Source organism: Mycolicibacterium lacusdiani, from assembly GCF_021916785.1.
Lineage (GTDB): Bacteria > Actinomycetota > Actinomycetes > Mycobacteriales > Mycobacteriaceae > Mycobacterium > Mycobacterium lacusdiani.
This window is the reverse complement of record NZ_JAKCFC010000003.1, coordinates 453,079-479,120: the sequence shown is the minus strand read 5'-3', so window position 1 is coordinate 479,120 and position 26,042 is coordinate 453,079. Positions and strand designations below refer to the sequence as shown.

At 70.5% G+C, this 26,042-nt stretch carries 23 protein-coding genes and 1 pseudogene; 16 read left to right on the top strand and 8 right to left on the bottom strand.

Annotated elements, in window-relative coordinates:
• Positions 1 to 7: 7 nt before the first annotated feature.
• Genes LOK44_RS11910 through LOK44_RS11900 form a run of 3 tightly spaced genes read right to left on the bottom strand, consistent with a single transcriptional unit; the run spans position 8 to position 3,225 of the window.
• Entirely contained in the window at positions 8 to 700 is a 693-nt protein-coding gene (locus LOK44_RS11910; protein ID WP_237570173.1) for an HAD family hydrolase, read from the bottom strand.
• Positions 697 to 1,968: an RNA polymerase sigma factor gene (locus LOK44_RS11905; protein WP_237570172.1), complete on the bottom strand. Its 1,272-nt coding sequence runs from the start codon at positions 1,966 to 1,968 to the stop codon at positions 697 to 699. The genes LOK44_RS11910 and LOK44_RS11905 overlap by 4 nt, the downstream gene beginning before the upstream one ends.
• 21 nt (positions 1,969 to 1,989) lie before the next feature.
• Positions 1,990 to 3,225, bottom strand: coding sequence for a CynX/NimT family MFS transporter (locus LOK44_RS11900; RefSeq protein ID WP_237570171.1), 1,236 nt, complete (start codon positions 3,223 to 3,225; stop codon positions 1,990 to 1,992).
• A 48-nt stretch (positions 3,226 to 3,273) separates the two neighbouring features.
• Here LOK44_RS11900 and LOK44_RS11895 point away from each other — a divergent pair, with 48 nt between their 5' ends.
• Positions 3,274 to 3,933: a FadR/GntR family transcriptional regulator gene (locus LOK44_RS11895; RefSeq protein ID WP_237570170.1), complete on the top strand. Its 660-nt coding sequence runs from the start codon at positions 3,274 to 3,276 to the stop codon at positions 3,931 to 3,933.
• A gap of 96 nt (positions 3,934 to 4,029) precedes the next feature.
• On the opposite strand, the gene fadD8 is transcribed toward LOK44_RS11895, so the two are convergent.
• The gene (gene fadD8, locus LOK44_RS11890; protein ID WP_237570169.1) at positions 4,030 to 5,631 is read right to left on the bottom strand and encodes a fatty-acid--CoA ligase FadD8; all 1,602 of its coding nucleotides are present in this window, start codon (positions 5,629 to 5,631) and stop codon (positions 4,030 to 4,032) included.
• A 62-nt stretch (positions 5,632 to 5,693) separates the two neighbouring features.
• On the opposite strand from fadD8, the gene LOK44_RS11885 reads away from it, so the two are divergent.
• Positions 5,694 to 5,954, top strand: a complete 261-nt coding sequence (locus tag LOK44_RS11885; RefSeq protein WP_249783437.1) for a DUF3253 domain-containing protein — start codon at positions 5,694 to 5,696, stop codon at positions 5,952 to 5,954.
• A 78-nt stretch (positions 5,955 to 6,032) separates the two neighbouring features.
• Here the strand turns inward: LOK44_RS11885 and LOK44_RS11880 are convergent, their stop codons facing one another.
• On the bottom strand, positions 6,033 to 6,503 hold the full coding sequence (locus LOK44_RS11880) for a YciI family protein (protein ID WP_237570167.1): 471 nt from the start codon (positions 6,501 to 6,503) through the stop codon (positions 6,033 to 6,035).
• A 114-nt stretch (positions 6,504 to 6,617) separates the two neighbouring features.
• Between LOK44_RS11880 and LOK44_RS11875 the strand changes: the two genes are divergently transcribed.
• The 9 genes from LOK44_RS11875 (at position 6,618) to LOK44_RS11835 (ending at position 16,898) form a co-directional block, all read left to right on the top strand.
• The gene (locus LOK44_RS11875; RefSeq protein ID WP_237570166.1) at positions 6,618 to 8,237 is read left to right on the top strand and encodes an amidohydrolase; all 1,620 of its coding nucleotides are present in this window, start codon (positions 6,618 to 6,620) and stop codon (positions 8,235 to 8,237) included.
• A gap of 30 nt (positions 8,238 to 8,267) precedes the next feature.
• Positions 8,268 to 9,833, top strand: a complete 1,566-nt coding sequence (locus LOK44_RS11870) for a long-chain-fatty-acid--CoA ligase (protein ID WP_237570165.1) — start codon at positions 8,268 to 8,270, stop codon at positions 9,831 to 9,833.
• 25 nt (positions 9,834 to 9,858) lie between these two features.
• Positions 9,859 to 10,827: an o-succinylbenzoate synthase gene (locus LOK44_RS11865; RefSeq protein WP_237570596.1), complete on the top strand. Its 969-nt coding sequence runs from the start codon at positions 9,859 to 9,861 to the stop codon at positions 10,825 to 10,827.
• A 12-nt stretch (positions 10,828 to 10,839) separates the two neighbouring features.
• Positions 10,840 to 12,021, top strand: a complete 1,182-nt coding sequence (locus LOK44_RS11860) for a TetR/AcrR family transcriptional regulator (RefSeq protein WP_237570164.1) — start codon at positions 10,840 to 10,842, stop codon at positions 12,019 to 12,021.
• Between the two features lie 76 nt (positions 12,022 to 12,097).
• Positions 12,098 to 13,078, top strand: coding sequence for a GlxA family transcriptional regulator (locus LOK44_RS11855; protein WP_237570163.1), 981 nt, complete (start codon positions 12,098 to 12,100; stop codon positions 13,076 to 13,078).
• A gap of 22 nt (positions 13,079 to 13,100) precedes the next feature.
• Positions 13,101 to 13,814, top strand: a complete 714-nt coding sequence (locus tag LOK44_RS11850) for a DJ-1/PfpI family protein (protein WP_237570162.1) — start codon at positions 13,101 to 13,103, stop codon at positions 13,812 to 13,814.
• A gap of 69 nt (positions 13,815 to 13,883) precedes the next feature.
• Positions 13,884 to 14,666, top strand: a complete 783-nt coding sequence (locus LOK44_RS11845) for an alpha/beta fold hydrolase (protein WP_237570161.1) — start codon at positions 13,884 to 13,886, stop codon at positions 14,664 to 14,666.
• Positions 14,667 to 14,703: 37 nt separating this feature from the next.
• Entirely contained in the window at positions 14,704 to 16,350 is a 1,647-nt protein-coding gene (gene menD, locus LOK44_RS11840) for a 2-succinyl-5-enolpyruvyl-6-hydroxy-3-cyclohexene-1-carboxylic-acid synthase (RefSeq protein WP_237570160.1), read from the top strand.
• Positions 16,347 to 16,898, top strand: coding sequence for a DUF3592 domain-containing protein (locus LOK44_RS11835; RefSeq protein WP_237570159.1), 552 nt, complete (start codon positions 16,347 to 16,349; stop codon positions 16,896 to 16,898). Before menD ends, LOK44_RS11835 begins: the two co-directional genes overlap by 4 nt.
• Here the strand turns inward: LOK44_RS11835 and LOK44_RS11830 are convergent.
• Complete coding sequence (locus LOK44_RS11830; protein WP_308192734.1) at positions 16,859 to 17,566, bottom strand: DsbA family protein; 708 nt, start codon at positions 17,564 to 17,566, stop codon at positions 16,859 to 16,861. The two genes, LOK44_RS11835 and LOK44_RS11830, sit on opposite strands and share 40 nt — an antisense overlap.
• 90 nt (positions 17,567 to 17,656) lie before the next feature.
• Here LOK44_RS11830 and LOK44_RS11825 point away from each other — a divergent pair, with 90 nt between their 5' ends.
• A complete protein-coding gene (locus LOK44_RS11825; RefSeq protein WP_237570158.1) occupies positions 17,657 to 18,784 on the top strand; it encodes a glycosyltransferase family 4 protein in 1,128 nt (375 codons plus the stop codon).
• A 57-nt stretch (positions 18,785 to 18,841) separates the two neighbouring features.
• Here LOK44_RS11825 and LOK44_RS11820 read toward each other — a convergent pair whose 3' ends face one another.
• Positions 18,842 to 19,666, bottom strand: a complete 825-nt coding sequence (locus LOK44_RS11820; RefSeq protein ID WP_237570157.1) for an SDR family oxidoreductase — start codon at positions 19,664 to 19,666, stop codon at positions 18,842 to 18,844.
• 110 nt (positions 19,667 to 19,776) lie between these two features.
• Here LOK44_RS11820 and LOK44_RS11815 point away from each other — a divergent pair, with 110 nt between their 5' ends.
• From LOK44_RS11815 to LOK44_RS29965, 3 genes are all read left to right on the top strand, one after another.
• Entirely contained in the window at positions 19,777 to 20,466 is a 690-nt protein-coding gene (locus tag LOK44_RS11815; protein WP_237570156.1) for a demethylmenaquinone methyltransferase, read from the top strand.
• 142 nt (positions 20,467 to 20,608) lie between these two features.
• Positions 20,609 to 21,241: a hypothetical protein gene (locus LOK44_RS11810; protein ID WP_237570155.1), complete on the top strand. Its 633-nt coding sequence runs from the start codon at positions 20,609 to 20,611 to the stop codon at positions 21,239 to 21,241.
• 4 nt (positions 21,242 to 21,245) lie between these two features.
• Positions 21,246 to 25,724, top strand: coding sequence for a cation-translocating P-type ATPase (locus tag LOK44_RS29965; protein WP_308192733.1), 4,479 nt, complete (start codon positions 21,246 to 21,248; stop codon positions 25,722 to 25,724).
• Here the strand turns inward: LOK44_RS29965 and LOK44_RS29960 are convergent.
• Positions 25,607 to 25,858 (bottom strand): annotated as a pseudogene (locus LOK44_RS29960) (hypothetical protein); the annotation flags it as partial. The gene LOK44_RS29965 and the pseudogene LOK44_RS29960 sit on opposite strands and share 118 nt — an antisense overlap.
• Here LOK44_RS29960 and LOK44_RS11795 point away from each other — a divergent pair.
• Positions 25,739 to 26,011 carry a hypothetical protein gene (locus tag LOK44_RS11795; RefSeq protein WP_237570154.1) on the top strand — a complete coding sequence of 91 codons (273 nt, stop codon included), beginning with the start codon at positions 25,739 to 25,741 and terminating at the stop codon, positions 26,009 to 26,011. The pseudogene LOK44_RS29960 and the gene LOK44_RS11795 sit on opposite strands and share 120 nt — an antisense overlap.
• Positions 26,012 to 26,042: the final 31 nt, after the last annotated feature.

Here is a 26,042-nt window from a genome sequence, read left to right as displayed (position 1 = left end):
TGGAAGGCTAGACCTCGACGCCTGCACCCGTCACGGCCTCGAGCAGGCCGTTGGGTCGCTCGGTGGTCGGCAGCGGGTCGACGAGCGCGAATCGGCATCCGACGGCCAGCGCGCCACCGTCGGCCTCCTCGCTGTCCCCGACCATCAGCGCATCGGCGGCGTCCACCCCGAGACGCGACAGCGCGGTGTTGAAGATCTCCGGGGTCGGCTTGACCGCGCCCACCTCGAACGACAGCACGAATTCGGTGACCAGCTCCTCCACGCCGAGGCTGCGGAACGTCGGCCGGATGTCCCACGCGATGTTCGACACGACGCCGACGGCGATGCCGGCCCGCCGCAGGCGTTGCAGCACCTCGGCGGTGTCGGGGTAGGGCACCCAGTACGACGGGTCGACGGTGCGGGCGTAGAGCTGCTCGGCATGATCGTCGGTGAGCCCGGACTCGCGCATCACGTGCAGGTAGGCCTCGCGGTGCAGGTGCGGCTGGAGGTCGCGATTGGCCCAGCTGCGGTACTGCTCGTCGGACATCTCGACCGGCCGCCCCGTCGGCGCGGTCAGCCGGTACATCAACTCGGCGCGGACGTGCTCGTCGACCACCTTCTCGTTGACCAGGATGTCGTCGAACCAGCTGTCGTCCTCCTCGAGCCGGAACAGCGTCCCGGAGAAGTCGAACAGCACCGCGCGGGTTTCGGACTGCGTCATGACGTCTTCTCTCTGCGTGCGCGAGCGGCCTTGCCCTGCAAGACCTCTCGTTCGGCATCGTTGGTGGTCAGCGTGGCGGCGACGTCGAACTGGGCAGCGGCCTCATCGTCGCGGCCCAGTCGGGCGAGCAGTTCGCCCCGCACGCTGGGCAACAGGTAGGAGCCCTCGAGCCCGCTGATGTCGTCGACGAGGGTCAGGGCGTCACCGGGGCCGGAGTGCATCGCCACCGCGACGGCGCGGTTCAGTTCGACCACCGGTGAAGGCGCAATCCGCAGCAGCCCGTCGTACAGCGCGACGATGCGCGCCCAGTCGGTGTCGGCCGCGGTCGGGGCGACGGCATGGCATTCGGCCAGCGCGGCCTGCAGTGCGTACGTGCCCCACCCGGTTCCCTTGCGCTGCAACGCCATCGAGGCCCGCTCCAGGGCGGCGACGCCGCGCACTATCTGAGCCCGGTCCCACGCGGCGCGGTCCTGGTGCTCCAGCAGGACGGGCGTGCCGTCGGGCCCCGATCGCGCGGCGAACCGCGAGGATTGGAACTCCATGAGCGCGACCAGGCCGTGCGCCTCGGGCTCCTCGGGCACCAGCGCCGCCAGCGCGCGGCCCAGACGCAATGCCTCCGTGCACAATTCGTCGCGGATCCAACGCCGGCCGAACGAGGCGGAGTAGCCCTCGTTGTAGACGAGGTAGATGACGCCGAGCACCGCCGACAGTCGCCGGGGGTACTCCGAGGGATCCGGCACCTCGAACGGAACCCGGGCGTCGCCGAGGGTCTTCTTGGCCCGGACGATGCGCTGGGCGATGGTCGCCTTGGGCACGAGGAACGCCCGCGCGATCTCTTCGGTGGTCAGGCCGCCGACGACCCGCAGGGTCAATGCGATCTGGTTCTCCCGCGACAGCACCGGGTGGGTGGAGATGAAGATCAGCCGGAGCACGTCGTCGTCGATGCGGTCGGGGTCCCACGCCTCGTCGTGCGTGGTCTCGAGGTCGCGGGCCAGCGCCGCGTACTTGGCGTCCTGGCGGTCCAGACGGCGCCACCCGTCGATCGCCTTGCGCTTGGCGACGGTGGTCAGCCAGGCGCCTGCGTTGCGCGGCACGCCGGTGGTGGGCCACTGCTCGAGTGCGTCGACGAGCGCTTCCTGGGCGAGGTCCTCGGCTAGCCCGACGTCACCGACGAGGCGGGTCAGCGTGGCGACGATCTTGGCCGCCTCCATCCGCCACACGGCATCCACGGTCGGCTGCACTCCCGAAGGGGCGGACGCGGTGGACATCCGATCATTCTGCCGAGTGAGCTAGACGTACCGCGCGCGCCCGGCGAATGCACCCGCCACGATCTGCACGACGTACACCGCCAGGAACATCAGCCACGGCACCGTCCAGCCGTGCGTGACGTCGTGCAGCAGGCCGAACAGGAAGGGGCCGGTGCCCGCGATGAGGTAGCCCAATCCCTGTGCCATGCCGGACAGTTGCGCGGTGTCCTCGGCGTTGCGGGCGCGCAGGGCGATGATCGCCAACGCCATCGAGAACGCGCTCATGCCGACGCCGATCAGCACGCTCCACAGGATGGGCGCCGCGCCGGGCGCGAGCATCAGGCCGACGGCGCCGGTCATCCCGAGCAGGCCGAGGGCGACGACCCAGCCGCTCTGGCTCGGCTTGCGCGCGGCCAGCGGCGAGATCACCAGCGCGATCGGCACGCCGATCAGCGACGTCAGCCCGACCAGCAGGCCGGCGTCGGTCTTGCCGATGCCGTTGTCGATGAAGATCTCGGGCAGCCAGCCCATGACGATGTAGGCCATGAACGCCTGACATCCGAAGAACAGCGTGACCGTCCACGCCAGCTTGTTCCGCAGCAGCGAGCGTCGCGGGCCGGTCGGCGCGGTGCTCGCGGCCCAGGTGTCGCCGTGCCGCCGCGACGCGGGCATCCAGGCGAGCAGCGCGACGAAGGCCACGACCGCCCACGCGGCCAGCGCGATCCGCCAGCCGCCGAGCGGTTCCTCGAGGCCGGGCGTGACCGCCGAGCCCAGCGCCCCGCCGCCCTGCAGTGCGGCGGTGTAGATGCCGGTCATCAGACCCACCCGGGCGGGGAACGAGCCCTTGATGACGACTGGGATCAGGACGTTGACCAGCGCGATGCCCGCGCAGGCGATGAGCGTCGCGCCGAGGACGAGGTGGGGCCCGTCGACGACCCGCAGGGCCAGCCCCGCGGTCAGCGCCACGAGTGCGGTCGAGATGGTGCGGCCCAGGCCGATCCGCGACGAGAGCCACGGCGCGGCGAGGCCTGCGGCGGCGAAGCACAGCGCGGGCAGGGTGGTCAGCAGCCCGGCCCACGTCGCGGAGACCCCGAGGTCGCTGCGCATCTCGCCGAGGAGGGGAGCGACGCTCGTCACCGCGGGCCGCAGGTTCAGCGCGGTGAGCACCACGGCGAGGGCCAGCAGCGCGCCGCCGGCGACCGCCGGGACCCGGTCGGCGCCGAGTTCGGGCGCGTACGCGTCGAGGTCGACCGTTTCGTCCCGCTTCTCCGTGCGCATCCTGCTAGATTGCCATACATCCCATGATTGGTTGAAAGGATGTCCTCTGTGCCGTTGAGCACCGCACGACGCGCGGGCCTGGTCGACCAGGTGATCGAGCAGCTTCGGACGTCCGTGAGCAGCGGCGAATGGCCCGTCGGCGAGCGCATCCCCAACGAGACCGTGCTCGTCGATTCACTCGGCGTCGGTCGCAACACCGTCCGCGAAGCGGTCCGCGCGCTGGCCCACGCGGGCATTCTCGACGTGCGGCAGGGCGACGGCACCTACGTCCGGGCGACCAGCGAGGTGTCGGGCGCGCTGCGCCGCCTGTGCGGCGCCGAACTACGCGACGTGCTGCAGGTGCGCCGCGGCCTCGAGGTCGAGGGCGCCAGGCTGGCGGCCGCCAACCGGACCGACGCCGACGTCGCCGAACTGCGGGCGCTGCTGGCCCGCCGCGACGAATGTCTGCAGGACGGGCGCACCGACGACTTCGCGCGCGCCGACGTGGAGTTCCACCTCGCGGTCGTCGCCAGTTCGCACAACGTCATGCTGACCGAGCTGTACCGCGGGCTGCTCGAGGCCGTCGCCGCGAGCGTCGCGACCACCCACGAGAAGCCGGTCGAGATCGTCGACCACGGCCTGCTGCTCGACCACATCGCAACCGGCGACGTCGAGTCAGCCGCCCGCACCGCGGGCGAACTCCTCGACCGCATCCTCGCCGCCCTATAGGGGTTACCTCCCTCGGCGAGCGTGCGTGTCTGCGGGCGACACGCCGGGTCAGAACCCGAGTTCGCGCACGCTCGCGGGGCGTCTTCAGCCGCCGCCTCAGCCGACGCGGCGCTCCGAGCCCTCCCAGAACTGCGCGCGGACGGCCTTCTTGTCCGGCTTGCCGAGCGCGGTGACGGGCACCGAGTCGACGACCACGACCTGCTTGGGCGACTGCACCGACCCCTTGCGCTCCTTGACCGCCGACTGGATCTCGGCGGTCATGCGGGCCACCGACTCGTCGTCGGTCGCGGCGTCGGGGCGCAGCACGACGACGGCGGTGACGGCCTCGCCCCACTTCTCGTCGGGCGTGCCGATCACGCACACCTGCGCCACCGCGGGATGCTCGGCGACGACGTCCTCCACCTCGCGCGGGAACACGTTGAACCCGCCGGTGACGATCATGTCCTTGGTCCGGTCGACGATGAACCAGAAGCCGTCCTCGTCTTCACGCGCCAGGTCGCCGGTGTGCATCCAGCCGTCGCGGAACGTCTCGGCCGTCGCCTCCGGCTTGTTGAGGTATCCGCCCGCCAGTAGCGGCCCCGACACGCAGATCTCGCCGACCTCCCCTTGGGGCACCGGCTGGCCGTCCTCGCCGAGTAGCGCCGTCCGCGCGAACAGCGTCGGCTTCCCGCACGACGTCAGCCGCTTCTCGTCGTGGTCGGCCTTGGCGAGGTACGTGATGACCATCGGGGCCTCGGACTGCCCGTAGTACTGCGCGAAGATTGGCCCGAACCGGTCGAGCGCCTCCTTCAGCCGGACCGGGTTCATCGCCGATGCGCCGTAGTAGACGGTCTCCAGCGACGACAGGTCGCGGGTGTGCGAGTCGGGGTGGTCCATCAGCGCGTAGATCATCGACGGCACCAGCATCGTCGCGGTGATCTTCTGCTCCTCGATGGTCCGCAGCACCTCGGCGGGATCGAACTTCGGCAGCACCACCATCTCACCGCCCTTGACGATCGTCGGCAGGAAGAACGCCGCGCCGGCATGCGACAGCGGGGTGCACATCAGGAACTTCGGACGGTCCGGCCACTCCCACTCGGCCAGCTGGATAGTCGACATCGTGGTGGTCGCCTGCGACGTCATCATGACGCCCTTCGGCTTGCCGGTCGTGCCGCCGGTGAACGCCAGCCCGGTGACGGTGTCGGGTGCGAGGTCCGCGGCGACCAGCGGCTGCGGCGAGTACTTGGCGGCCTCGGCGGTCAGGTCGACGCCCACGCCCTCGAGCGCCTCGGGCACCGGACCGATCGTCAGCACCTGCTTGAGCGACGGGACCTTCTCCAGCAGCCCCAGCGCGCGCTCGGTGAACATCGGGTTGGGATCGATGATCAGCGACGTGACCTCGGCGTCGGACAGCACGTAGGCGTGATCGTCCAGCGAACCGAGAGGGTGTAGTGCCACGCGGCGGTACCCCTGGGTCTGGCCGGCTCCGACGATCATGAGGACCTCGGGTCGGTTCAACGCCAGCAGTCCGACGACAGCGCCGGTGCCCGCGCCCAGCCCCTCGAAGGCCTGAACGTACTGGCTGATGCGTTCCGCAAGCTGTCCGCCGGTGAGCGTGGTGTCGCCGAGGAACAGCACCGGCTTGTCCCGGTTGCGCTTCAGCGCGCCGACCGTGAGGTGGCCGGAGTGGATGGGATGACGCAGCAGCGAGTCGGTCATGGCATCAGATTAGAACGTGTTACAACTCTGGTTTCAAGGTGCGGGTTTCAAGCATGGCCGCAATGGGCTTCACTCGACGGGTGAGCGACAAGCTGCGGTCGGCGATCCTCGACATGGCCCGCGAGCGCGGCCCGGCCAAGACGATCTGCCCGTCCGACGCCGCGCGGGCCGTCGGCGGGGAGCAGTGGCGCGATCTGATGGACGACGCCCGCGACATCGCCCGCGACCTGGCCCGCGCCGGCGACGTCGAGATCACCCAGAAGGGCGAGGTGCTCGACCCCGACGCGACGTGGCGCGGACCCATCCGGATCCGCGCCACGTAGCCCTGTTGCGTCGAACTGGAGAGTCACGTCGTGATTTCGCGGTGCGAACGACGTGACTCTCCAGTTCGGCAGGAAAACTCAGGACTGAGCGAACCGATCAGCGTCCGCCCGCGCCTGGGCCGCCAGCTTCTCGGCCAACTCCGCCTTCCACTGGATCTCCTTGCGGACCCACGGGTTGTCCATCGGGAACTCCTCGGTCTCCGACACCCGTCGCACCTCGAGCTTCACGCCCGGCCCCAGCGGCACCTTCAGCGCCCAGCGCTTGGCCTCCTCCTTCGACGACACGTCGAGGATCCAGAACCCGTTGAACAGTTCCTTGGCCTCGGTGTACGGCCCGTCGGTCACCACCGGCGGGTCGGCGTCGAAGTCGACCACGAAGCCTTCCTCGGGCCCGGTCAGGCCTTCGCCGGCCAGCAGGACGCCGGCCTTCATCAGTTCCTCGTTGAAGCGGCCCATCGACTCGATGATCTGGTCGAAGTCGATCTCCTGCTCGGCCATCATCGCCTCGGCCTCGGGGGCCACCCGCATGATCAGCATGTATCGCGCCATCGTCTCTCTCCTTCATCTCGTGGGAGGGGCACCGTCATCGTGCCCTCGATGACACGTCGAACGGCAAGCCCCGAAATCGACACGCGACGCGAACTTTTCTGAAGAATCCGGTGCATGTCCTCCCCGACGCACGCTGACCTGGTCGTTCACGGAACCGTTCTGACCGTCGACGAGAACCGGCCGACGGCCGAGGCGCTCGCGGTCACCGGCGGCCGCATCGTCGCGGTCGGGACGCGCGCCGACGTCACACCCTTCGTCGGGCCCGACACCGACGTCGTCGAACTCGGCGACGCATGCGTGATGCCCGGTTTCGTCGAGGCGCACGGGCACCCGCTGATGGAGGCCATCGTGCTGGCCGACCGCATCGTCGACATCCGGCCCGTCACGATGCGTGCCACCGACGACGTGCTGGCCGCCATCCGCAACGAGGTCGCCAAGCGGGGATCGGACGGCGCCTACCTCAACGGCTGGGATCCGCTGCTGCAGGAGGGGCTGCCCGAGCCCACGCTGCAGTGGCTCGACGCCCAGGCGCCCGACACCCCGCTGGTGATCATCCACAACTCCGGCCACAAGGCGTTCTTCAACACCGCGGCCGCGCGCACGCTCGGTCTCACCCGCGACACCCCCGACCCGAAGGGTGCCTCGTATGGGCGCGACGCCGACGGGAACCTCGACGGCACGGCCGTCGAGTCGGGTGCAGTGTTCTCGCTCATCGGCGGCGTGATGGACGTGGCCGGGTATCCGGCGATGCTGCTCGCCGAGTGCGCGCGGCTCAACCGGGCCGGGCTTACGACGTGTTCGGAGATGGCGTTCGACCCGATGTTCCAGCCGGCCCTCGACGCGCTGCACGACCACCTCACCGTGCGGTTGCGCACCTACGAGATGTCGACGGCCCGGATGACGACGGCCGCGCAGCCAGTGAACGGCGACGACGTGGTCAAGCAGGTCGGCATCAAGATCTGGGTCGACGGGTCGCCGTGGATCGGCAACATCGACCTGACGTTCCCCTACCTCGACACCGAGGCCACCCGGTCGATCGGCGTCGTGCCCGGCTCGTGCGGATGCGCCAACTACACCCGTGAACAGCTGACCGAGATCGTCGACGCCTACTTCCCGCTGGGCTGGCAGATGGCGTGCCACGTGCAGGGCGACAACGGCGTCGACACGATCCTCGACGTGTACTCCCAAGCGCTGCAAGCACATCCGCGTGAAGATCATCGACTGCGGCTCGAGCACGTCGGCGCCATCACCGACGAGCAGCTCCGCCGCGCCCACGACATGGGCATCACGTGCAGCATCTTCGTCGACCAGATCCACTACTGGGGCGACGTCCTCGCCGACGGGCTGTTCGGCGAGGAGCACGCGTCGCGCTGGATGCCGGTCGGTTCGGCGCTGGCCACCGGCATGCGGGTCTCGCTGCACAACGACCCGCCCGTCACGCCGGAGGAGCCGCTTCGCAACATCGGCGTCGCCGTGACCCGCACGGCGCCTAGCGGCCGCGTGCTGGGGCCGGAGCAGCGGATCACCGTCGAGCAGGCCATCCGTGCACAGACCATCGATGCGGCGTGGCAGTTGTTCTCGGACGACGTGATCGGATCGCTGGAGGTCGGCAAGTACGCCGACCTGGTGGTGTTGTCGGCCGATCCGCGGACCGTGCCGCCAGAGGACATCGCGGACCTCGAAGTGCGCGCGACCTACCTTGCGGGTAAGCGCGTTTATGCCAAAGCCGGTTGACAACGCTTGTTGTCATGGCACCCTCTTGGCATGTCCGCGCTGCCTGATCCCCGATTCCTCGACGAACGCGTCGCCCACTGGGCCACGACCAAGCCGGACGACGAAGCCGTCACCTTCTCCGGCCGCACCTGGACGTGGTCGCAGTGGTACGACCGCATCCGCCGCTTGGCCGGCGCGCTGAGCGAGCGCGGCGTCTCCCGTGGCGACGTCGTCGCCTTCCTCGACAAGAACCACCCCGCGTGCGTCGAAACCACTTTGGCCGCAGCATCTCTGGGTGCCGCCACCGCCATCGTCAACTTCCGGCTGGCCGGCGACGAGATGGACTACGTCCTCAACGACTGCGGCGCCAAGCTGCTGATCGTCGGCGCGGAACTCAAGGCGGGCATAGACAAGATCCGCGACAAGCTGAGTGGCATCGAGCACGTCATCGAAGTGACGCCCGACGGCGCCGAGGGCGACGAGTACGAGGCCATGCTGGCCGCGGCCACTCCGGTCGACCGTTCGCCCGACGTCGAACCCGACGACGTCTGCATCATCATGTACTCCTCGGGCACCACCGGCCGGCCGAAGGGCGTCTCGCTCACCCAGGCCAATCTGATCGCGCACACCGCCAACGCGTTCGCGGGCTGGGAACTGCAGGAGGGCGACAAGAACCTCGTCGCGATGCCGCTGTTCCACGTCGGCGGTACGTCGTACATGCAATTGGGCCTGCACACCGGGATCACCAGTTACATGACCCGCGACGTCGACGGAGCACAGCTGGCCGGCGGCATCCTGTCCGGAGCAAACCGGACCTTCCTGGTGCCCGCGGTGCTCGCCAAGGTGCTCGAGTCGGGCGAGGACGCGGTCAAGCTGTTCAGCGCGCTGAAGACCTACGGGTACGGCGCGTCGCCGATGCCGCTGCCGCTGCTGCGCCAGGCGCTGCAGGCGTGGCCCGACACCGACTTCATCCAGGCCTACGGGCTGACCGAGGTGGGCGGCGTGATCAGCCTGCTCGCGCCGGAGGACCACCGCGGCGACAACGAGGAGCGCCTGGTGAGTGCCGGGCGGCTGGTGCCCGGGGCGGAGGTGCGGGTGGTCGACCCCGACAGCCTCGAAGACGTGGAGTCCGGCGAGCAGGGCGAATTGTGGTTCCGCACCAAGCAATTGATGAAGGGCTACCACAACAAGCCCGAGGCGACGGCCGAGGCGATCACCGAGGACGGGTGGTTCCGCACCGGCGACATCGGCCGGGTCGACGAGGACGGCTACATCTTCGTCGAGGACCGGCTCAAGGACATGATCATCACCGGCGGTGAGAACGTCTACTCGATCGAGGTCGAGCGCGTCCTGGCCGAGCACCCCGCGGTGACCGAGGTCGCGGTGATCGGCGTGCCCGACGAGAAGTGGGGCGAGGCCGTCAAGGCCGTCGTGGCGCTGGAGGGCGAGGCGTCCGAGAGCGACATCATCTCGTGGGCGCGCGAGCGGCTGGCCAGTTACAAGTGCCCCAAGACCGTCGACATCCTCGACGAATTGCCGCGCAACCCCACCGGCAAGATCCTCAAGAAGGACCTCCGCAAGCCGCACTGGGAGGGGCGCGAGCGGTCCACCGTGTGAGGCCGTTGTCCCGCCTAGCGGCATGATGGACGGCGTGACCCCGCACCTCGACGACCTCGTCGACCGCCTGCACGTCATCGCGCTGCCGATGCGAGTTCGGTTCCGCGGCATCGACGTTCGCGAAGTCGCACTGTTCGAGGGGCCGAGCGGCTGGGGTGAGTTCGGGGCGTTCCTCGAATACGGTCCCGCCGAGGCGTCGCACTGGCTGGCTTCGGCGATCGAGGCGGCCTACGTCGAGCCGCCGGCCCCGGTGCGCCGCCGCATCCCGATCAACGCGACGGTGCCTGCGGTCGAGGCCGCACGGGTGCCCGAGGTGCTGGCCCGCTTTCCCGGCGCTCGTACCGCGAAGGTGAAGGTGGCCGAGGCGGGGCAGACGCTCGCCGACGACGTCGCCCGCGTGGAGGCGGTGCGGGCGTTGGTGCCGACGGTGCGGGTCGACGCCAACGGCGGGTGGACGGTGGCCCAGGCCGTAGAAGCGGCCCGTGCCCTGACCGTCGGCGGCCCGCTCGAGTACCTGGAGCAGCCGTGCGCGACGGTGCCCGAACTCGCCGAGGTGCGCCGCCTGGTCGACGTCCCCATCGCGGCCGACGAGAGCATCCGCAAGGCCGACGATCCGCTGCTCGTCGTGCGCGCGAAGGCGGCCGACGTCGCGGTCGTGAAGGTGGCGCCTCTCGGTGGCGTTCGACGTCTGCTCGACATCGCAGCGCAGGTGGACGTGCCGATCGTCGTGTCGAGCGCCCTGGATTCGGCGGTCGGCATGTCGCAGGGCCTGCTGGCCGCCGGGTGCCTGCCCGAACTCCGGCACGCATGCGGGTTGGGCACCGGCGGACTGTTCGTCGAGGACGTCACCGAACCGCTGCTACCCGTCGACGGTTATCTGCCGATTGCGGCCGTCGTGCCCGACCCCGCGCGGCTCACGGCACTCGCGGCGACATCGCAACGCAGGCAGTGGTGGATCGAGCGCATAACCGAGTGCCTACCGCTCACGTCGTGATCAGCTGACGTCGTGCGCAGGCGCCCAAAGGATCGCAAGGAGCAGATCGCCCGCGCGTCGGCGGAGGCATTCAGCGAACTCGGCTATCACCGGGTCAGCATGGACGACATCGCTCGTCGGGTCGGTGTGACGGCGACGTCGCTGTACCGCCACTACGCAGGCAAGTACGACCTCTTCCGACTCGCCGTCCTCGCACTGGGTCAGCAGCTGGTCGACTGCACCGCGTTCGCCGACGAGTCCGATGGCGAGACCCCGGAACAGGCCTGGGACCGCCTCGTCACCGCGCTGATCGCGACGACGCTCACGTACCGCGTCAGCGGCGGGCTGTACCGCTGGGAGGGGCGCTACCTCGAAGAGCAGGACCAGGCCGTCCTGAACGGCCAGGTCAAGTTGGTGAATCGCAGGCTCCAGCGGCCGTTGACGGAACTGCGTCCGAACCTGACGTCCCGGCAGCGGTGGACGCTGTCGTCGACGGTGCTCAGTGCCATAGGAAGCATCACCGATCACCGCGCTCAGCTCCCGACCGACCGGGTGCACGCGATCCTGACCAGGATTGCGCGCGACGTGCGGGACACCGACCTGCCCGATGGGTCTGCGGAGAAGCGACCCCTGCCCGGCCGCGTCACGCCGGCCGCGGCAGCAGGCGAGTACGAAACGATCCTGCACGCCGCGATGGGCCTGTTCAACGAGCGTGGCTACCGCGAGACGGGCATGGAGGACATCGCGGCTGCAGCAGGCATCCCTACCTCGAGTCTCTACCGGTTCTTTCCCGGCAAGAGCGCCATCCTGACCGTGTCGTATCGCCGTGCGGCAGAACGGGTATCGGGTGACGTACCCGCGGCTCTCGCCGACGCGGACGGCCCCGTCGACGCGGTCGGCCAGCTGATCGACGCGTTCGTCACCCGGTCCTTCGCCGAACCGGAACTCGCATACGTCTACTACGCCGAGCGGGGCAACCTGCCCGCCGAGGACCTGGCCGCGCTGACCGACGTCCAGCGGGCCACCGTGGCGGCGTGGGCGCGTCAGGTCACCGAGGCGAGGCCTGAGATCGCTTCGGGCGAAGCCAGATTCGCCGTGCACGCTGCCTTCGCGATGGTGGTCGACCTGGGTCGGCTGATGCAGTACGAGCGCACCGCGGAGGCGCAGGCCGTCGTGCGCCACCTGCTGCGGGTCACGCTGCTCGGCGCGGCCTGATCGCGACGTTGGCCGTGTCCTGATTCGTGGGGTACGTGGCATGGACGCCATCGGCCCCGTCGCCCACACTGAGGGCGTGAGGCGGACCGTGGTGATCCTGGGCTTCGAGGGCGTGCAGGCCCTCGACCTGGTGGGTCCGTTCGACGTCTTCACCGCCGCCAGCGCCTGCCTGGCCGCAGCCGGACGGAGTCGGGACGGTTACGGCGTCTCCGTCGTGTCCCTCGGTGGCGGGTCGGTCAAGACCGGCACGGGTCTCGAACTGGTCGCGCACCCGCTGCCCGAGGACGGTGCGGCGCTGGACACCGTCGTGCTGCCGGGCGGGTTCGGCTCGGACGACGTCCGCCGCGACCCCGAGGTCATCGCGTGGATTCAGCGGGTCGCCAAGACCGCGCGCCGGGTCGTCAGCGTCTGCAACGGCGCGCTGCTCGCCGCCGAGGCGGGGCTGCTCGACGGCTGCCCGGCCACCACGCACTGGGCGTTCGCCGGACAGCTGGCCCGCGAATACCCAGCTGTCCGAGTCGATCCCGAGCCCATCTTCGTGCGCAGCTCCGAGACCGTGTGGACCGCCGCCGGCGTCACCGCGGGCATCGACCTGGCGCTGGCGCTGGTCGAGGACGACTACGGCACCGAGATCGCGCAGACCGTGGCCCGCTGGTTGGTGCTCTACCTCCGTCGTCCCGGCGGCCAGACCCAGTTCGCCGCCCCGGTGTGGATGCCGCGCGCCAGGCGGGCGCCGATCCGTGCCGTGCAGGAGGCCATCGAGTCGGATCCGGGCGGCGCGCACGCGATCGCCGACCTCGCGCGTCGCGCCGCGATGAGCCCGCGGCACTTCACCCGGCTATTCACCGAGGAGGTCGGCGAGGCCCCCGGCGCCTACGTGGAACGCATCCGCACAGACGCCGCCCGTCGCCAACTCGAGGAGACCGACGACACCGTCACCGTGATCGCCGCGCGGTGCGGCTTCGGAACCTCGGAGACCATGCGCCGCAACTTCGTTCGACGGATGGGCGTCTCACCGGACCAGTACCGGCGCAGCTTCGCCACGGCCCCCGCCTGACCACCCAACACAGGAGACCACCATGCAGATCGCCATCGTCCTCTATCCGAACTTCACCGCCCTGGACTTCATCGGTCCCTACGAGGTGCTGCGCAACCTGCCCGACGCGCAGGTGCGCTTCGTCTGGCACGAGACCGGACCGGTGCCCGCCGACTCCGGCGTCCTCCTCGTCGGAGCCACCCACACGTTCGACGAAACCCCCTCGCCCGACGTCATTCTCGTCCCCGGTGGTCCCGGCACCATGGAACACGCCCGCGACGAGAAGGTGCTCGAGTGGCTGCGTCGCGCCCACGAGACGTCGACGTGGACGACGTCGGTGTGCACGGGGTCGGTGCTGCTGGCCGCAGCCGGACTGCTCGACGGCCACCGCGCGACGTCGCACTGGAGCGCGTTGACGCTACTGCGGACCTTCGGGGTGACACCGGTCGGTGATCAGCGCATCGTGCGGGAGGGCAAGCTCGTCACTGCAGCAGGGGTGTCGGCGGGCCTGGACATGGCGATGTGGCTCGCCGGGCAGATCGCCGGCGAGGCGCGCGCCAAGGTGATCCAGCTCGTCATCGAATACGACCCGCAGCCGCCGTTCGACTCCGGCCACATGTCGAAGGCGTCGGCGACCACGAAGGCCACCGCGACCGCGCTGCTGTCACGGGACATGATCGCCACCGGCCAGGTCACCGCGCCGGTACGGCTGCTCTGGGATCGCGCGATCGGCAAGGTCCGCGCCCGCACCCGGTGATTTGTGCACGCTCGGGCGCGCTCACCGCGCCTCGGGGTGCACGAATCGCTCTCAAGTAGGGTCGCGGGCGTGAATCTGGCCTACGACGACCGCGGATCCGGCGACCCCGTCCTCTTCATCGCCGGCCGCGGGGGAGCGGGACGGACGTGGCACCTGCATCAGGTGCCCGCGTTCCAGCGGGCCGGCTACCGCGTCATCACGTTCGACAACCGCGGGATCGGCGCCACCGAGAACGCCACCGGCTTCACCACCGCTCAGATGGTCGCCGACACCGCCGCGCTGATCGAGTCGCTCGACCTGGGCCCGGTGCGCATCATGAGCGTCTCGATGGGGTCCTACATCGCCCAGGAACTGATGCTCGCCCGCCCCGACCTGGTGTCGGCGGCGGTGCTGATGGCCACCCGCGGCCGCGAGGACCGCACGCGCGAGTTCTCCCGGGTGGCCGAGCGCGAGTTCCACGCCGCGGGCGTCGAGCTGCCGCCCGCCTATGACGCCAAGCTGCGGTTGCTCGAGGGCTTCTCGCCGAAGACGCTCAACGACGACGCCGCCGTACGCGACTGGATCGACATGTTCACCATGTGGCCGACGAAGATCACACCCGGGCTGCGCGCCCAGATCGACGTGGCCCCGGACGGCAACCGGCTGCCCGCCTACCGCAGCATCGTCGCCCCGGCGCTGGTCATCGGGTTCGCCGACGACATCATGTTGCCGCCGCACCTCGGCCGCGAGGTCGCCGACGCCCTACCCAATGGCCGGTACCTGCGGATTCCCGACACCGGACACCTCGGCTTCCTCGAGCGTCCCGACGTGGTCAACGCAGCCGCTCTGGAGTTCTTCGCCGCCGGGGTCTGAACGGCATGTGACACGCTGTAGTAGTGGTGATGAACCGATGAACCCGTCGACGACGCAGGCGCGCATCGTCGTCGACGAACTCGTCCGCGGCGGCGTCCGCGACGTGGTGCTGTGTCCCGGTTCCCGCAACGCCCCGCTCGCCTTCGCCCTCGAACAGGCCGACCGGCAGGGCCGGCTGCGCCTGCACGTCCGCATCGACGAGCGCACCGCGGGCTTCCTCGCCATCGGGCTCGCGGTCGCTGCGGCCTCGCCGGTCTGCATCGCGATGACCTCCGGTACCGCCGTCGCCAACCTCGGCCCCGCCGTCGTCGAGGCCAACTACGCGCGCGTTCCGCTGATCGTCCTGAGCGCCAACCGGCCCTACGAACTCCTCGGCACCGGCGCCAACCAGACGATGGAGCAGCTGGGCTACTTCGGCAACCAGGTTCGCGAGACCATCAGCCTCGGTCTGGCCGAGGGGTCGCCGGAGAAGCTCGACGCCCTCAACGCGCAGTGGCGCTCTGCCACCTGCCGAGTCCTGGTCGCGGCGAAGGGTTCTCGCAGCGCCAACGCCGGGCCAGTGCAGTTCGACATCCCGCTGCGCGAGCCGCTGGTGCCTGACGCCGGCGACGTCGACGACGCGGTGCCGCCCGGACGGCCCGACGGCAAGTCGTGGACCGTCACGCCCACGGTGTCGTTCGATCAGCCGCTCGACATCGACGTCACGCCCGACACCGTCGTGATCGCCGGCCACGGCGCAGGCGTGCACCCAAACCTCGCCAATCTGCCGACGGTCGCCGAGCCCACCGCCCCGCCGGCAGCCAACCCGCTGCACCCGCTGGCGCTGCCGCTGCTGAAGCCGCGCCAGGTGATCATGCTGGGCCGGCCCACCCTGCACCGCCCGGTATCGGCACTGCTGGCCGACTCCTCGGTGCCGGTGTTCGCCCTCACCACCGGACCTCGCTGGCCTGACGTCTCGGGCAACTCGCAGGCCACCGGCACCCGTGCGGTGCTCAGCGGCACGCCCGACCCGGCGTGGATCGCGCGCTGCGCGAAGGCCAACGCGGCCGCCGTCGACACCGTCCGCAGCCAGCTCGAGACCCACCACCTCACCACCGGCATGCACGTGGCCGCCGCGGTCGTCGACGGTCTGCGCGACGGCGACCAGCTGGTGCTCGGGGCGTCGAACCCCGTGCGGGACGCGGCACTGGTCGGTCTGCAACGGCCGGGGATCTCGGTGCGCTCCAACCGCGGGGTCGCGGGCATCGACGGCACGGTGTCCACGGCCATCGGCGCCGCGCTGGCCCACGAGCGAACGGGGGGCCGGACCGTCGCACTGCTGGGGGACCTGACGTTCGTCCACGACAGCTCCGGCCTGCTGATCGGCCCCACCGAACCGCGGCCGAAGAGCCTCACGATCGTGGTCTCCAACGACAACGGCGGCGGCATCTTCGAATTGCTCGAGCAGGGCGACCCGCGCTTCTCCGACGTCTCGTCGCGCATCTTCGGCACCCCGCACGACGTCGACGTCAGCGCGCTGTGCCGGGCATACCACGTCGAGGCGACCCAGGTGGAGGCCGATCAGCTCGCCGCCGTCGTCGCCGAACCGTTCGACGGCATGCGCGTCGTGGAGGTGAAGGCCGACCGTTCGTCGCTGCGCGGGCTGCACGCAGCGATCCGCAGCGCGCTGCGAGACATGCCGTGATCGCGACGCTCACCAAGGCCGTCCCCGAGGCCGTCGCCACGGTGCGTCGCGTCCTGATCCCGCACCTCTACGGCGAACCGGGCGAGACGAGGCCGCAACGCGTCATCCGCTACGCCCGCATCGGGGTCGTGATCTTCGCCTGCCTGGTGACGCTGCAGTCGGTGCTGCTGATCGCCGGTGCGTGGCGCAACGACCGCCAGATCGAGCGGCACATGGGCGTCGCCGCGGCCGAGGTGCTCGACGCTGGACCGCGGCGGTCCACCATCGAGTTCGTCACCCCCGACCGCGTGACCTACCGGCCCGAACTCGGCGTGCTGTACCCGTCGGAACTCGACACCGGCATGCGGATCTACGTCGAGTACGACGAGAACGATCCCGACGTCGTCCGCGTGCGGGACCGCAACGCGCTGCTCGCGGTCATCCCCGCTGGATCGATCGCGGTGCTCGGCTGGGTGATCGCGGGCGCAATGCTGGCGGTACTGGCGCTGCTGGCGCGCAGGCTCGACCGTCAGGACGACATGAGCGTCGAGAGCCAGTCGTTGTCGTAGACGTCGATCTTCTCGCCGTTCACCAGGTCGAAGACCGTCGGCGTTCCGGTGTCGACCGGGTCGATCTCATAGAGGAACTCGTAGTTCGTGTCCGACATGCCGGTGGTGTCGAATGCCATGTCGCCGTGGGAGATCCGGCCGACGACGGCACCGGGGATGCCTGCGCGACCGGCCATGTCGGCCATCTTCTCGGCGCTGGGGCCTGGCCCGCCGGGCTCCTGGTTGGCCCATAGTTCCTGGACGAAGCGCTGAAACTGCGGGCCGGTGGCAGCGGCGCCCTCGGCGGAGTCCGGCGTCGCCGCTTGGAACATTGCGTTCGCGACGCGGGCCGAATGGCCGTCGGTCTCGTCGTCGAGGAAGGTCAGTGGCCGGTAGGTGACGGCCAGCTGGCCGGTCGCGACGTAGGACGCGAGCTGGTCGCCGAAGTCGGCCTGCAGGTCCGCGCAGTGGCTGCATTGCGGCTCGGTGAAGATCTCGACCTCGACGGGCGCATCGTCGAATCCCAGGCGGATGCCGTACCCGTCCTCGGTGATGACGACGGGCGCGGTGGCCGGATCGGGTTGCGCGACACCGGTGACCTGCTTGGTGCATCCGGCGGTGAGGAGGACGGCCGCCACGATCGCGACCAGCAGACCCGTCCGACCCATCTGCGCTCCTTCGGTCGTCACGTCGCTCCCAGTATGCGGGGGTGGGAATCTTCGCGTGTCGTATCCCTTGCGGCAACCTCCGCGACAGGCGCGGCTGCCACGCTCTGCGGTGTGCGAGTAGCCATCGTCGCCGAGAGCTTCCTCCCCAACGTCAACGGAGTCACGAACTCAGTGCTCCGGGTGATCGAGCATCTCCGCCGCACGGGCCACGAAGTGATGGTGGTCGCCCCGGACACTCCAAAGGGCCAGGACCCCGCCGAACGCGTGCACGACGGCGTTCGCGTCCACCGCGTGCCGTCGCGGATGTTCCCCAAGGTGACGTCGCTACCGTTGGGCGTGCCGCGGCCGCGGATGGTCGGCGTGCTGCGCGGCTTCGACCCCGACGTCGTGCACCTGGCGTCGCCCGCGCTGCTCGGCTACGGCGGACTGCACGCGGCCCGCTACCTCGGCGTGCCGACGGTGGCGGTGTTCCAGACCGACGTCGCGGGCTTCGCGGAGAGCTACGGCGTCGGCGTGATGTCGCGCGCCGCATGGGCGTGGACGCGGCACCTGCACGGCATGGCCGACCGCACCCTGGCGCCGTCGACGTCGGCGATGGAGAACCTCACCGCCCACCGCGTGCCCCGGGTGCACCACTGGGGCCGCGGCGTCGACATCACCGGCTTCGTGCCCTCGGCGCGCAACGGTGGACTGCGCGCGGCGTGGTCGCCCGACGGCAAGCCGATCGTGGGCTTCGTCGGGAGGCTCGCCCCCGAGAAGCACGTCGAGCGCCTCGCGGTGCTGGCCCGCCGCGGCGAGGTCCAGTTGCTCGTCGTCGGTGACGGCATCGACTCGGCCAAGCTGCGCGCGCTCATGCCCTCGGCGGTCTTCACCGGAGCGCTGTACGGCGCCGAGCTGGCCGCGGCCTACGCGAGCATGGACGTCTTCGTCCACCCCGGCGAGCACGAGACGTTCTGCCAGACGGTGCAGGAGGCGATGGCCTCGGGCGTACCGGTCATCGCGCCGAACGCGGGCGGCCCGCGCGACCTGGTGGCCCCGATGCACACCGGCCTGCTGCTTGGCGTCGACGAGTTCGAGGACAAGCTGCCAGGCGCCGTGGCGCACCTGCTGGCCGAGCGGCAGCGCTACTCGACCGCCGCCCGGCGCAGCGTGCTCGCGCGCACCTGGCCGGCGGTGTGCGGCCAACTGGTCGGCCACTACGAGCAGGTGCTCGGCATCCGCGGGGTCCGCGCGGCCTGACCCCCGCGATTCGTGGAACATCCCCTGCGCTCAGCGCGGGAAATGTTCCACGAATCGCTAACCCTGGGCGAGTTCGGCGACGGGCTGCCATTCCTCCCAAGTCGCCAGCCTGCTCTCGTAGTCGGCCTTGGCCAGCGTCAGCGGCAGTGACCCGAAGAACACCCGCAGCGGCGGCTTCTCGGCGTCGACCACCTTCAGCAGCGCAGCCGCCGAGGCCTTCGGGTCGCCCGGGGCGGACATCCGCTGGCTGCGACGGCGGTCGGCCTCGGCGTGCACCTCGGCGTAGTCGGGCAGGGGAGTCGCGCGCCGCGACGACGGTCCGGCCCAGTCGGTGTCGAAGCCGCCCGGCTCGATCAGCGTGACGTGGATCCCGAAGCTCTCCACCTCCTGCGCCAGTGACTGGGAGAAGCCCTCCAGCGCCCACTTCGACGCGTGGTAGATGCCGACGTTCTGGAACGCGGTGATGCCGCCGATCGACGACACCTGGATGACGTGGCCGCTGCGTTGTGCCCGCAGAAACGGCAGCGCCGCCTGCGTCACCCACAGCGCACCGAAGACGTTCGTCTCGATCTGGTCGCGCGCGTCGGCCTCGGACAGCTCCTCGATGAAGCCGAACTGCCCGTAGCCGGCGTTGTTCACCACGACGTCGAGCCTGCCGAAGTGGTCGTGGGCCTGCTCGACCGCCGCGAAGTCGGCGTCTCGGTCGGTGACGTCGAGGCGGATCGGCAGCACGGCGTCGCCATATCGGCTCACCAGGTCGTCGAGCGTGGACACGTCGCGCGCGGTGGCCGCCACCTTGTCGCCGCGGTCCAGCGCCGCGATCGCCCATTCCCGGCCGAACCCCTTCGACGTGCCCGTGATGAACCAAACCTTTTCCGCCATCGCCTTCTCCTGTGTTCGAGTTCGTGTCGCGTCTCGCGAGTCTGTGCCGTTCAACACCATCGCCCATCACCCATTCCCGGACGGCGGATGTTCACAGGTAGCTTTGACTGGTGAGCAGGGCGTCGCTGGAGAAGAAGCCGCACGAGGTCGCGTCGATGTTCGACGGCGTCGCTCGCCGCTACGACATCACCAACACCGTGCTCTCGCTCGGCCAGGACCGGTTCTGGCGGAAGGCGACGCGCGCGGCGCTACGCATCGGGCCCGGCGACCGCGTCCTCGACCTCGCTGCGGGCACCGCCGTCTCGACCGTGGAGCTGGCCGCCTCGGGTGCGTGGTGCGTGGCGTGTGACTTCTCGGTCGGCATGCTCGCCGCGGGCGCGCAGCGGCCCGTGCCGAAGGTGGCCGGTGACGCGACGCGGTTGCCGTTCGACGACGAGACGTTCGACGCGGTGACGATCAGCTTCGGCATCCGCAACGTGGTCGACCACGAGGCGGGCCTGCGCGAGATGGCGCGAGTGACCCGTCCCGGCGGCCGTCTCGTGGTCTGTGAGTTCTCCACGCCGACGAACGCGATGTTCGCGACGGCGTACAAGGAGTACCTGATGAAGGCGCTCCCGCGAATGGCGACCGTGGTGTCGTCCAACCCGGACGCCTACGTATACCTCGCCGACTCGATCAGAGCATGGCCTACGCAATCGGAACTGGCGCAACGCATTTCGTCAGCCGGCTGGTCCGACGTACGCTGGCGGAATCTCTCCGGCGGCATCGTGGCGCTGCACGCCGCCGTCAAACCCGCCTGATAGCAAACTCGAAATTCGGCTTCGGTCAAAGTCTTTCGCAACCCGAACGACTTCGCCTACGGTTGAGTTCACCTTGCGTGGGTACGCTCCGGTGTCCTGACGGTGAACGACGGGTGAATCGCAGGGCGCGGAAGAGGGCGACATGAACATCATCCAGACAGCGACGCGCGTCGTCGTGCAGGCAGCCGAGGCTACGGTGGCCACGGCCGGAGCGCTGAGCGGTGCCGCGATCTCCGGCGTCGCCGGCGGTATCCGAGGTGCGGTGAACGGTGCCCGCGACGGAGTCCGGACGGGAAGCCACTCCGGACCCGCCGCTGCACTGACCATCGGAGCGGTCGGAGCGGCCGGTCTGGTCGAGTGGCCCCTACTCGTCGGCATCGGGGGCACCGCGATGGTGCTGCACCGGCTGAATCAACGGCAGCAGCCCGAGCCGGCCAAGGCGCGACTGTCCGCCGTGCCCGACCTGGCCGAGTCCAAGCCGGGCCCCGGCACTACGCAGGCCGCGACGGCGAGTTCGGCGCAGACCGCGACGCCCACCCCAACCAAGACGCCCACCAAGGCGGCGCCCACCAAGGCTGCTCAGAAGGCACCGGCCAAGAAGGCAACGCCGAAGAAGACCGCCAACGCCACGCCCGCCGACTCCGTGAAGGCGACCGCGACCACGGGGGCCGCCAAGGCGACCAAGGCAGCCAAGAAGGCCAGCCCTCGCAAGACCTCCCCTCGCAAGACCTCCCCTGGCAAGACCGCAGCATCCAGTTCCACGACCAAGAAGTAGAGACTTGAACCTGACCCGTCTGGTGCGGTCGTCCGTATCGCTCCCGTTCCGCGCCCTGGACACTGGAGTACGCGCAGCCACGGTCGCCGCCACGGTGGGCGTCGGCCTCGTCACCGACCCCACCCGCATCGCGACCGCCACCCCCAACGACTTCGTCAACGCCGTCACCGACGTCGCCGCGGAGATCTTCGGCCGCACGCCCTCGCGGCGCCGCTGGCAGGGCGACCGGAGGTGCTGGATCGAGGTCCGCGGCCTCGACGACTCCGAACCCGGCGACCTCCTGCCCCAAGCCGTGCTGCGTCACGTCCGCGACCAGCCGGGCGTACTGCGCGTCGACCTCAATCACGCGCTGTCTCGCGTCGTCGTGCACACCGACGGCACGGAGTCGCTCGACGAACTCTCCGACGCCGTCGCGGCCGCCGAACGCGACGCCGACGTCGACACGACCCAGCCCTCGATCGACCTGCCCGGTGACGGCATCGTGCTGGCGAGCAGCATCACCGCGCTGACGGCCAACACGCTCGGGCTGGCCACGGCCCTGGTCGGCCGAGCGCTGATGTGGCCCAAGCTGGTCCCAGGACTGTCGGCAGCGGTGACGTTCGTCGACTACCAGCCTCGCCTGCGCGGACTGGTGGAGGAGTGGCTCGGTGAGGACGCCACCGACACCGCCCTCGCGCTGGCCGCCAGCATCGGCTACACCCTCGGCCAGGCGCCCACGTCACTGGCCGTCGACGTCTTCATGCACCTCGTCCGCGTCGCGGAGGCCCAGTCGGCCGCGTTGGCCTGGCAGCGCCACGAGCCCACGCTGGCCGGGTACGCCGAATCCACGGACGGCATCCGGCCCAACGAACGCCCGCAACCACTTCCGTCGGGACCCGTCGAGCGTCACGGCGACCGCAGCAGCGTGATCCAGGGCGTCGGCGCCATCGTGCTCGGCATCGCCACGGGCGGTATCTCGGGTGCCGCGACGACGGCGTTGGTCGCCGCACCGAAGGCCGCGCGCAACACCCGTGAGGCGTTCGCCGGGACCCTGGCACGCGGACTCGCCGACCGCCACGACGTCGTCCCGCTGCGCTCGAACGCGCTGCGCAGGCTCGACCGCATCGACGCCGTCGTCATCGACCCGCGCGTGCTGTGGACCGACGACCTACGCGTCGGGCGCATCCGCGACGTCGACGACCGTCGCCGCGCCGAGGTGTGGCAGTGGGCGCAGGACCAGATCGACGCCGACGCGCTAACCGCAGGCTGGCACGACGAGCCCGCAGGCGACGGCGCGAGTGGCCGAGTGCTGGTGCGCTACGCCACCCATGCCCTGGCATCGTCGGTGCTACGCGAAATCCGCCGCAGCGCAATCGAAGTCGTGTCAGTTGACGTCGATGGTCTCGACGATCTGCGGTCGTCGTTCGACGACCTGCACCCATTCGACGGGCGGCTCGACGACGCGCTCGCCGCATCGGTGCGCCGCCTGCAGGACGACGGCCGCACGGTCGCCCTGGTGTCGTCGGCCGCCGCACAGGCGCTCGCCGACGCCGACCTGGCGATCGGCGTCGCGATCGACGCGGCCTGCTGGCATGCCGACGTCATCGCCGACGACCTCGACGGCGTGTGGCGCGTCCTGCACGCGATCCCCGCTGCCCGACGGGCCAGTGAACGCGGCGTGCAACTGGCCACCGGAGCATCGGTGCTCGGGGCCCTGCTGATGGTGCCCGGCGTCCGCGGCCGCGGCCCAGGACCCGTCACCGCAGGTGCAGGAGCCGGCGCGTGGACCGGCTACCGCATCGCGCGGCAGGTGCTCGGCGACCCGACGCCGGCGCCGCCGCCCACGCTCGAATGGCACGCGATGTCGATCGAACAGGTGCGCCGCAAGCTGCCCCGCCCGGAACGACTCGCCGCCCCTGCGCCGCGCTCGCGCGTCCAGGCAACGGCGTCCACGGTCACCGGCATCGCCCGCGCGGTCGGCGACCCGGTCAGGTCGAACGTCGCCGACTTCGCCACCGCGATGAAGGACGAACTGTCCGACCCGCTGACGCCGGTGCTCGCGATCGGTTCCGCGGCCAGCGCGATCCTCGGGTCGCCCGTCGACGCGATCCTGGTCGGCTCGGTGCTTACCGGCAACGCCGCGCTGGCGGCCGTGCAGAGGTTGCGCGCCGAACGCCTCCTGAATCGCCTTCTGGCAGTGCAGGATCCGCCCGCCCGGCTGCTCACCGGGGGCGGCGAAGAGACGGTCGACGCCGTCGACCTGCGCCCTGGCGACGTCATCGAGGTGCGCCCTGGCGAGGTCGTGCCGGCCGACGTCCGCCTGACCGAGGCGACAGATCTCGAGGTCGACGAGTCGTCGCTGACCGGCGAGTCGCTTCCCGTGCCGAAGCGTCTGGCGGCCACGCCCGCCGCACCCGTCGCCGAGCGGTCGTCCATGTTGCACGCCACGACCACCGTCGTCGCGGGGACCGGGGTCGGCATCGTCACCGCGGTCGGCTCGCAGACGCAGGCCCGACGCGCCGAACAGGCGCCCGGCCGGGACAACTCCTCGGTGGGTCTGCAGGCACAGCTGCGCGACCTCACCAACCGCGCACTGCCGGTCAGCCTCGCAGGTGGCGCCGTGGTGACCGGCCTCGGCATCCTGCGGGGCGCGGGCCTGCGGCGGGCCGTCAGCAGCGGCGTCGCGGTGAGCGTGGCCGCGGTGCCCGAGGGGCTGCCGCTGGTGGCCACGCTGGCGCAGCAGGCATCGGCCCGCCGGCTCAGCGCTCTCGGTGCGCTGGTGCGCAGCCCGCGCTCGGTGGAAGCGCTGGGCCGCGTCGACGTGGTGTGCTTCGACAAGACGGGAACGCTCAGCGAGAACAGGCTGCGCGTCACGTCGGTGGAAGCGCTCGGCGGCGCCGAGGAGGACGTGCTGCGCCACGCGGTGCGCGCCACCCCGCCCGCCAACGGCGACGGCCACGAGCACGCCACCGACGCAGCCGTCGCCGACGGGGGCGACGGGATCGACGACGGAGACGCGGGTGCAGCCGACGCGTTCCTGCCGTTCCGCAGTGGGCGCCCGTTCGCTGCCTCGATCCACGGGAGCGTGCTGTCGATCAAGGGCGCACCCGAGGTGCTGCTCGCCGCGTGCGGTGACACCGCCGCCACCGACCGCGTTCAGCAGATGGCCGCCGACGGACTGCGTGTGCTCGCCGTCGCTCGGCGCGACCTCACCCAAGCCCAGGCACGCGAGGCGACCGCTGATGCCGACGTGTTCGACGCGATGTGCCGCGAGGAGCTTCGACTCGTCGGGCTGCTCGGGCTGTCGGACACGCCCCGGCCCGACGCGGCCCGCGTGCTGGCGGGCCTCGCCGAGCGGGGCATCGACGTCCGGCTCATCACCGGCGATCACCCGGTCACCGCGACCGCGATCGCGAATGAACTAGGCCTCGCAGTCGGCCCGGATCAGGTGATCAGCGGCCACGACTGGGAGGCGCTGTCGCGGCGCGGCCAGGAGCAGGCCGTCCGCGAGCGGATCGTGTTCGCCAGGATGTCGCCCGAGCACAAGGTGCAGATCGTCGAGACCCTCGAACGGCTCGACCGGGTGTGCGCCATGGTCGGCGACGGGGCCAACGATGCTGCGGCCATCCGCGCGGCGACCGTCGGCATCGGCGTGGCGTCGAAGGGAAGTGACCCGGCGCGCAGCGCGGCCGACGTGATGCTGCTCGACGGACGCATCGGGTCGCTGCTCGACGCGCTCGAGGAGGGCAGGCAACTCTGGCAGCGCGTGCAGGCGGCAGTATCGGTGCTACTGGGCGGCAACGCAGGCGAGGTGGCCTTCGCGGTGCTCGGGACCGCGCTGACGGGCCGCGCCCCGTTGAACACACGACAGCTGCTGCTGGTCAACATGCTCACCGACGCGCTGCCGGCTGCTGCGTTGGCGGTGAGCCCACCGACTGCCCCGGCCCGCGGCGCGGGCAACGGCCCCGACGAGGCCGCGCTGTGGCGCACGGTCGCGGTCCGTGGCGCGACGACGGCTGGTGCGGCCTCGGTGGCCTGGGCGATGGCCGGCGTCACGGGACGTCAGCAGCGGGCGTCGACCGTTGCTCTGGTCGCTCTGGTCGCCACGCAGCTGGGTCAGACGCTCATCGACTCGCACAGCCCGCTGGTCGTCGGCACCGCAGTCGGGTCGCTGCTCACACTGGGTGCGCTGATCAGCACGCCCGGGGTGAGCCAGCTGCTGGGCAGCACGCCGCTAGGGCCGGTGGGCTGGGGGCAGGCGCTGACGACCGCCGCGGGGGCGACCGCCATCGCCGCGATCGCGCCGCGCGTACTGGGCCGTGCGAGCGAGGATCAGCCCTCGCCGTCGACCTCCAGCACGCCGAGTCGCCAGAGCACGGCGTACAGCTCGCGCAATGGAACGGTCAGCACGCCGGTGACGACGTCGGTCAACGGATCCGAGCCAGAGGTTGCCACGTCCGCCACGCTCGACGCGTCGGACGTCCACCCGTCTAATACGCCATGACCAGGAGTTGACGAATGGCCGAAGAAACGTCGCCGGACAGCCACCGCGAGGCCGTCGAACGCGTCCGTGACGCACGGAGTTTCGCGGTCAACCTGCCGGTGGTGGGACGCATCCGGGTGCCGCGCCCGGAGCACCTCGCCTACTACGGGGCGCTGGGCGCGCTGGCGGCCCTGGAGATCATCGAATGGCCGATCGCCCTGGCCATCGCCGCGGGCCACGTGCTGGTGGAGAACCAACACTCCAACCGGATCGTCGAGGAGATCGGCGAAGCGCTGGAAGACGTCTAGAGACGACTGATGCCGGGCACCGCGACGGTCG

What these genes read in the sequence shown, in the direction of transcription:
- LOK44_RS11910 (WP_237570173.1), bottom strand. Translation starts at nt 700, where the DNA reads ATGACGCAGTCCGAAACCCGCGCGGTGCTGTTCGACTTCTCCGGGACG.
- LOK44_RS11905 (WP_237570172.1), bottom strand. Translation starts at nt 1,968, where the DNA reads ATGTCCACCGCGTCCGCCCCTTCGGGAGTGCAGCCGACCGTGGATGCC.
- LOK44_RS11900 (WP_237570171.1), bottom strand. Translation starts at nt 3,225, where the DNA reads ATGCGCACGGAGAAGCGGGACGAAACGGTCGACCTCGACGCGTACGCG.
- fadD8 (WP_237570169.1), bottom strand. Translation starts at nt 5,631, where the DNA reads ATGACCGACTCGCTGCTGCGTCATCCCATCCACTCCGGCCACCTCACG.
- LOK44_RS11885 (WP_249783437.1), top strand. Translation starts at nt 5,694, where the DNA reads ATGGGCTTCACTCGACGGGTGAGCGACAAGCTGCGGTCGGCGATCCTC.
- LOK44_RS11880 (WP_237570167.1), bottom strand. Translation starts at nt 6,503, where the DNA reads ATGGCGCGATACATGCTGATCATGCGGGTGGCCCCCGAGGCCGAGGCG.
- LOK44_RS11875 (WP_237570166.1), top strand. Translation starts at nt 6,618, where the DNA reads ATGTCCTCCCCGACGCACGCTGACCTGGTCGTTCACGGAACCGTTCTG.
- LOK44_RS11870 (WP_237570165.1), top strand. Translation starts at nt 8,268, where the DNA reads ATGTCCGCGCTGCCTGATCCCCGATTCCTCGACGAACGCGTCGCCCAC.
- LOK44_RS11865 (WP_237570596.1), top strand. Translation starts at nt 9,859, where the DNA reads ATGGACGGCGTGACCCCGCACCTCGACGACCTCGTCGACCGCCTGCAC.
- LOK44_RS11850 (WP_237570162.1), top strand. Translation starts at nt 13,101, where the DNA reads ATGCAGATCGCCATCGTCCTCTATCCGAACTTCACCGCCCTGGACTTC.
- menD (WP_237570160.1), top strand. Translation starts at nt 14,704, where the DNA reads ATGAACCCGTCGACGACGCAGGCGCGCATCGTCGTCGACGAACTCGTC.
- LOK44_RS11820 (WP_237570157.1), bottom strand. Translation starts at nt 19,666, where the DNA reads ATGGCGGAAAAGGTTTGGTTCATCACGGGCACGTCGAAGGGGTTCGGC.
- LOK44_RS11810 (WP_237570155.1), top strand. Translation starts at nt 20,609, where the DNA reads ATGAACATCATCCAGACAGCGACGCGCGTCGTCGTGCAGGCAGCCGAG.
- LOK44_RS11795 (WP_237570154.1), top strand. Translation starts at nt 25,739, where the DNA reads ATGGCCGAAGAAACGTCGCCGGACAGCCACCGCGAGGCCGTCGAACGC.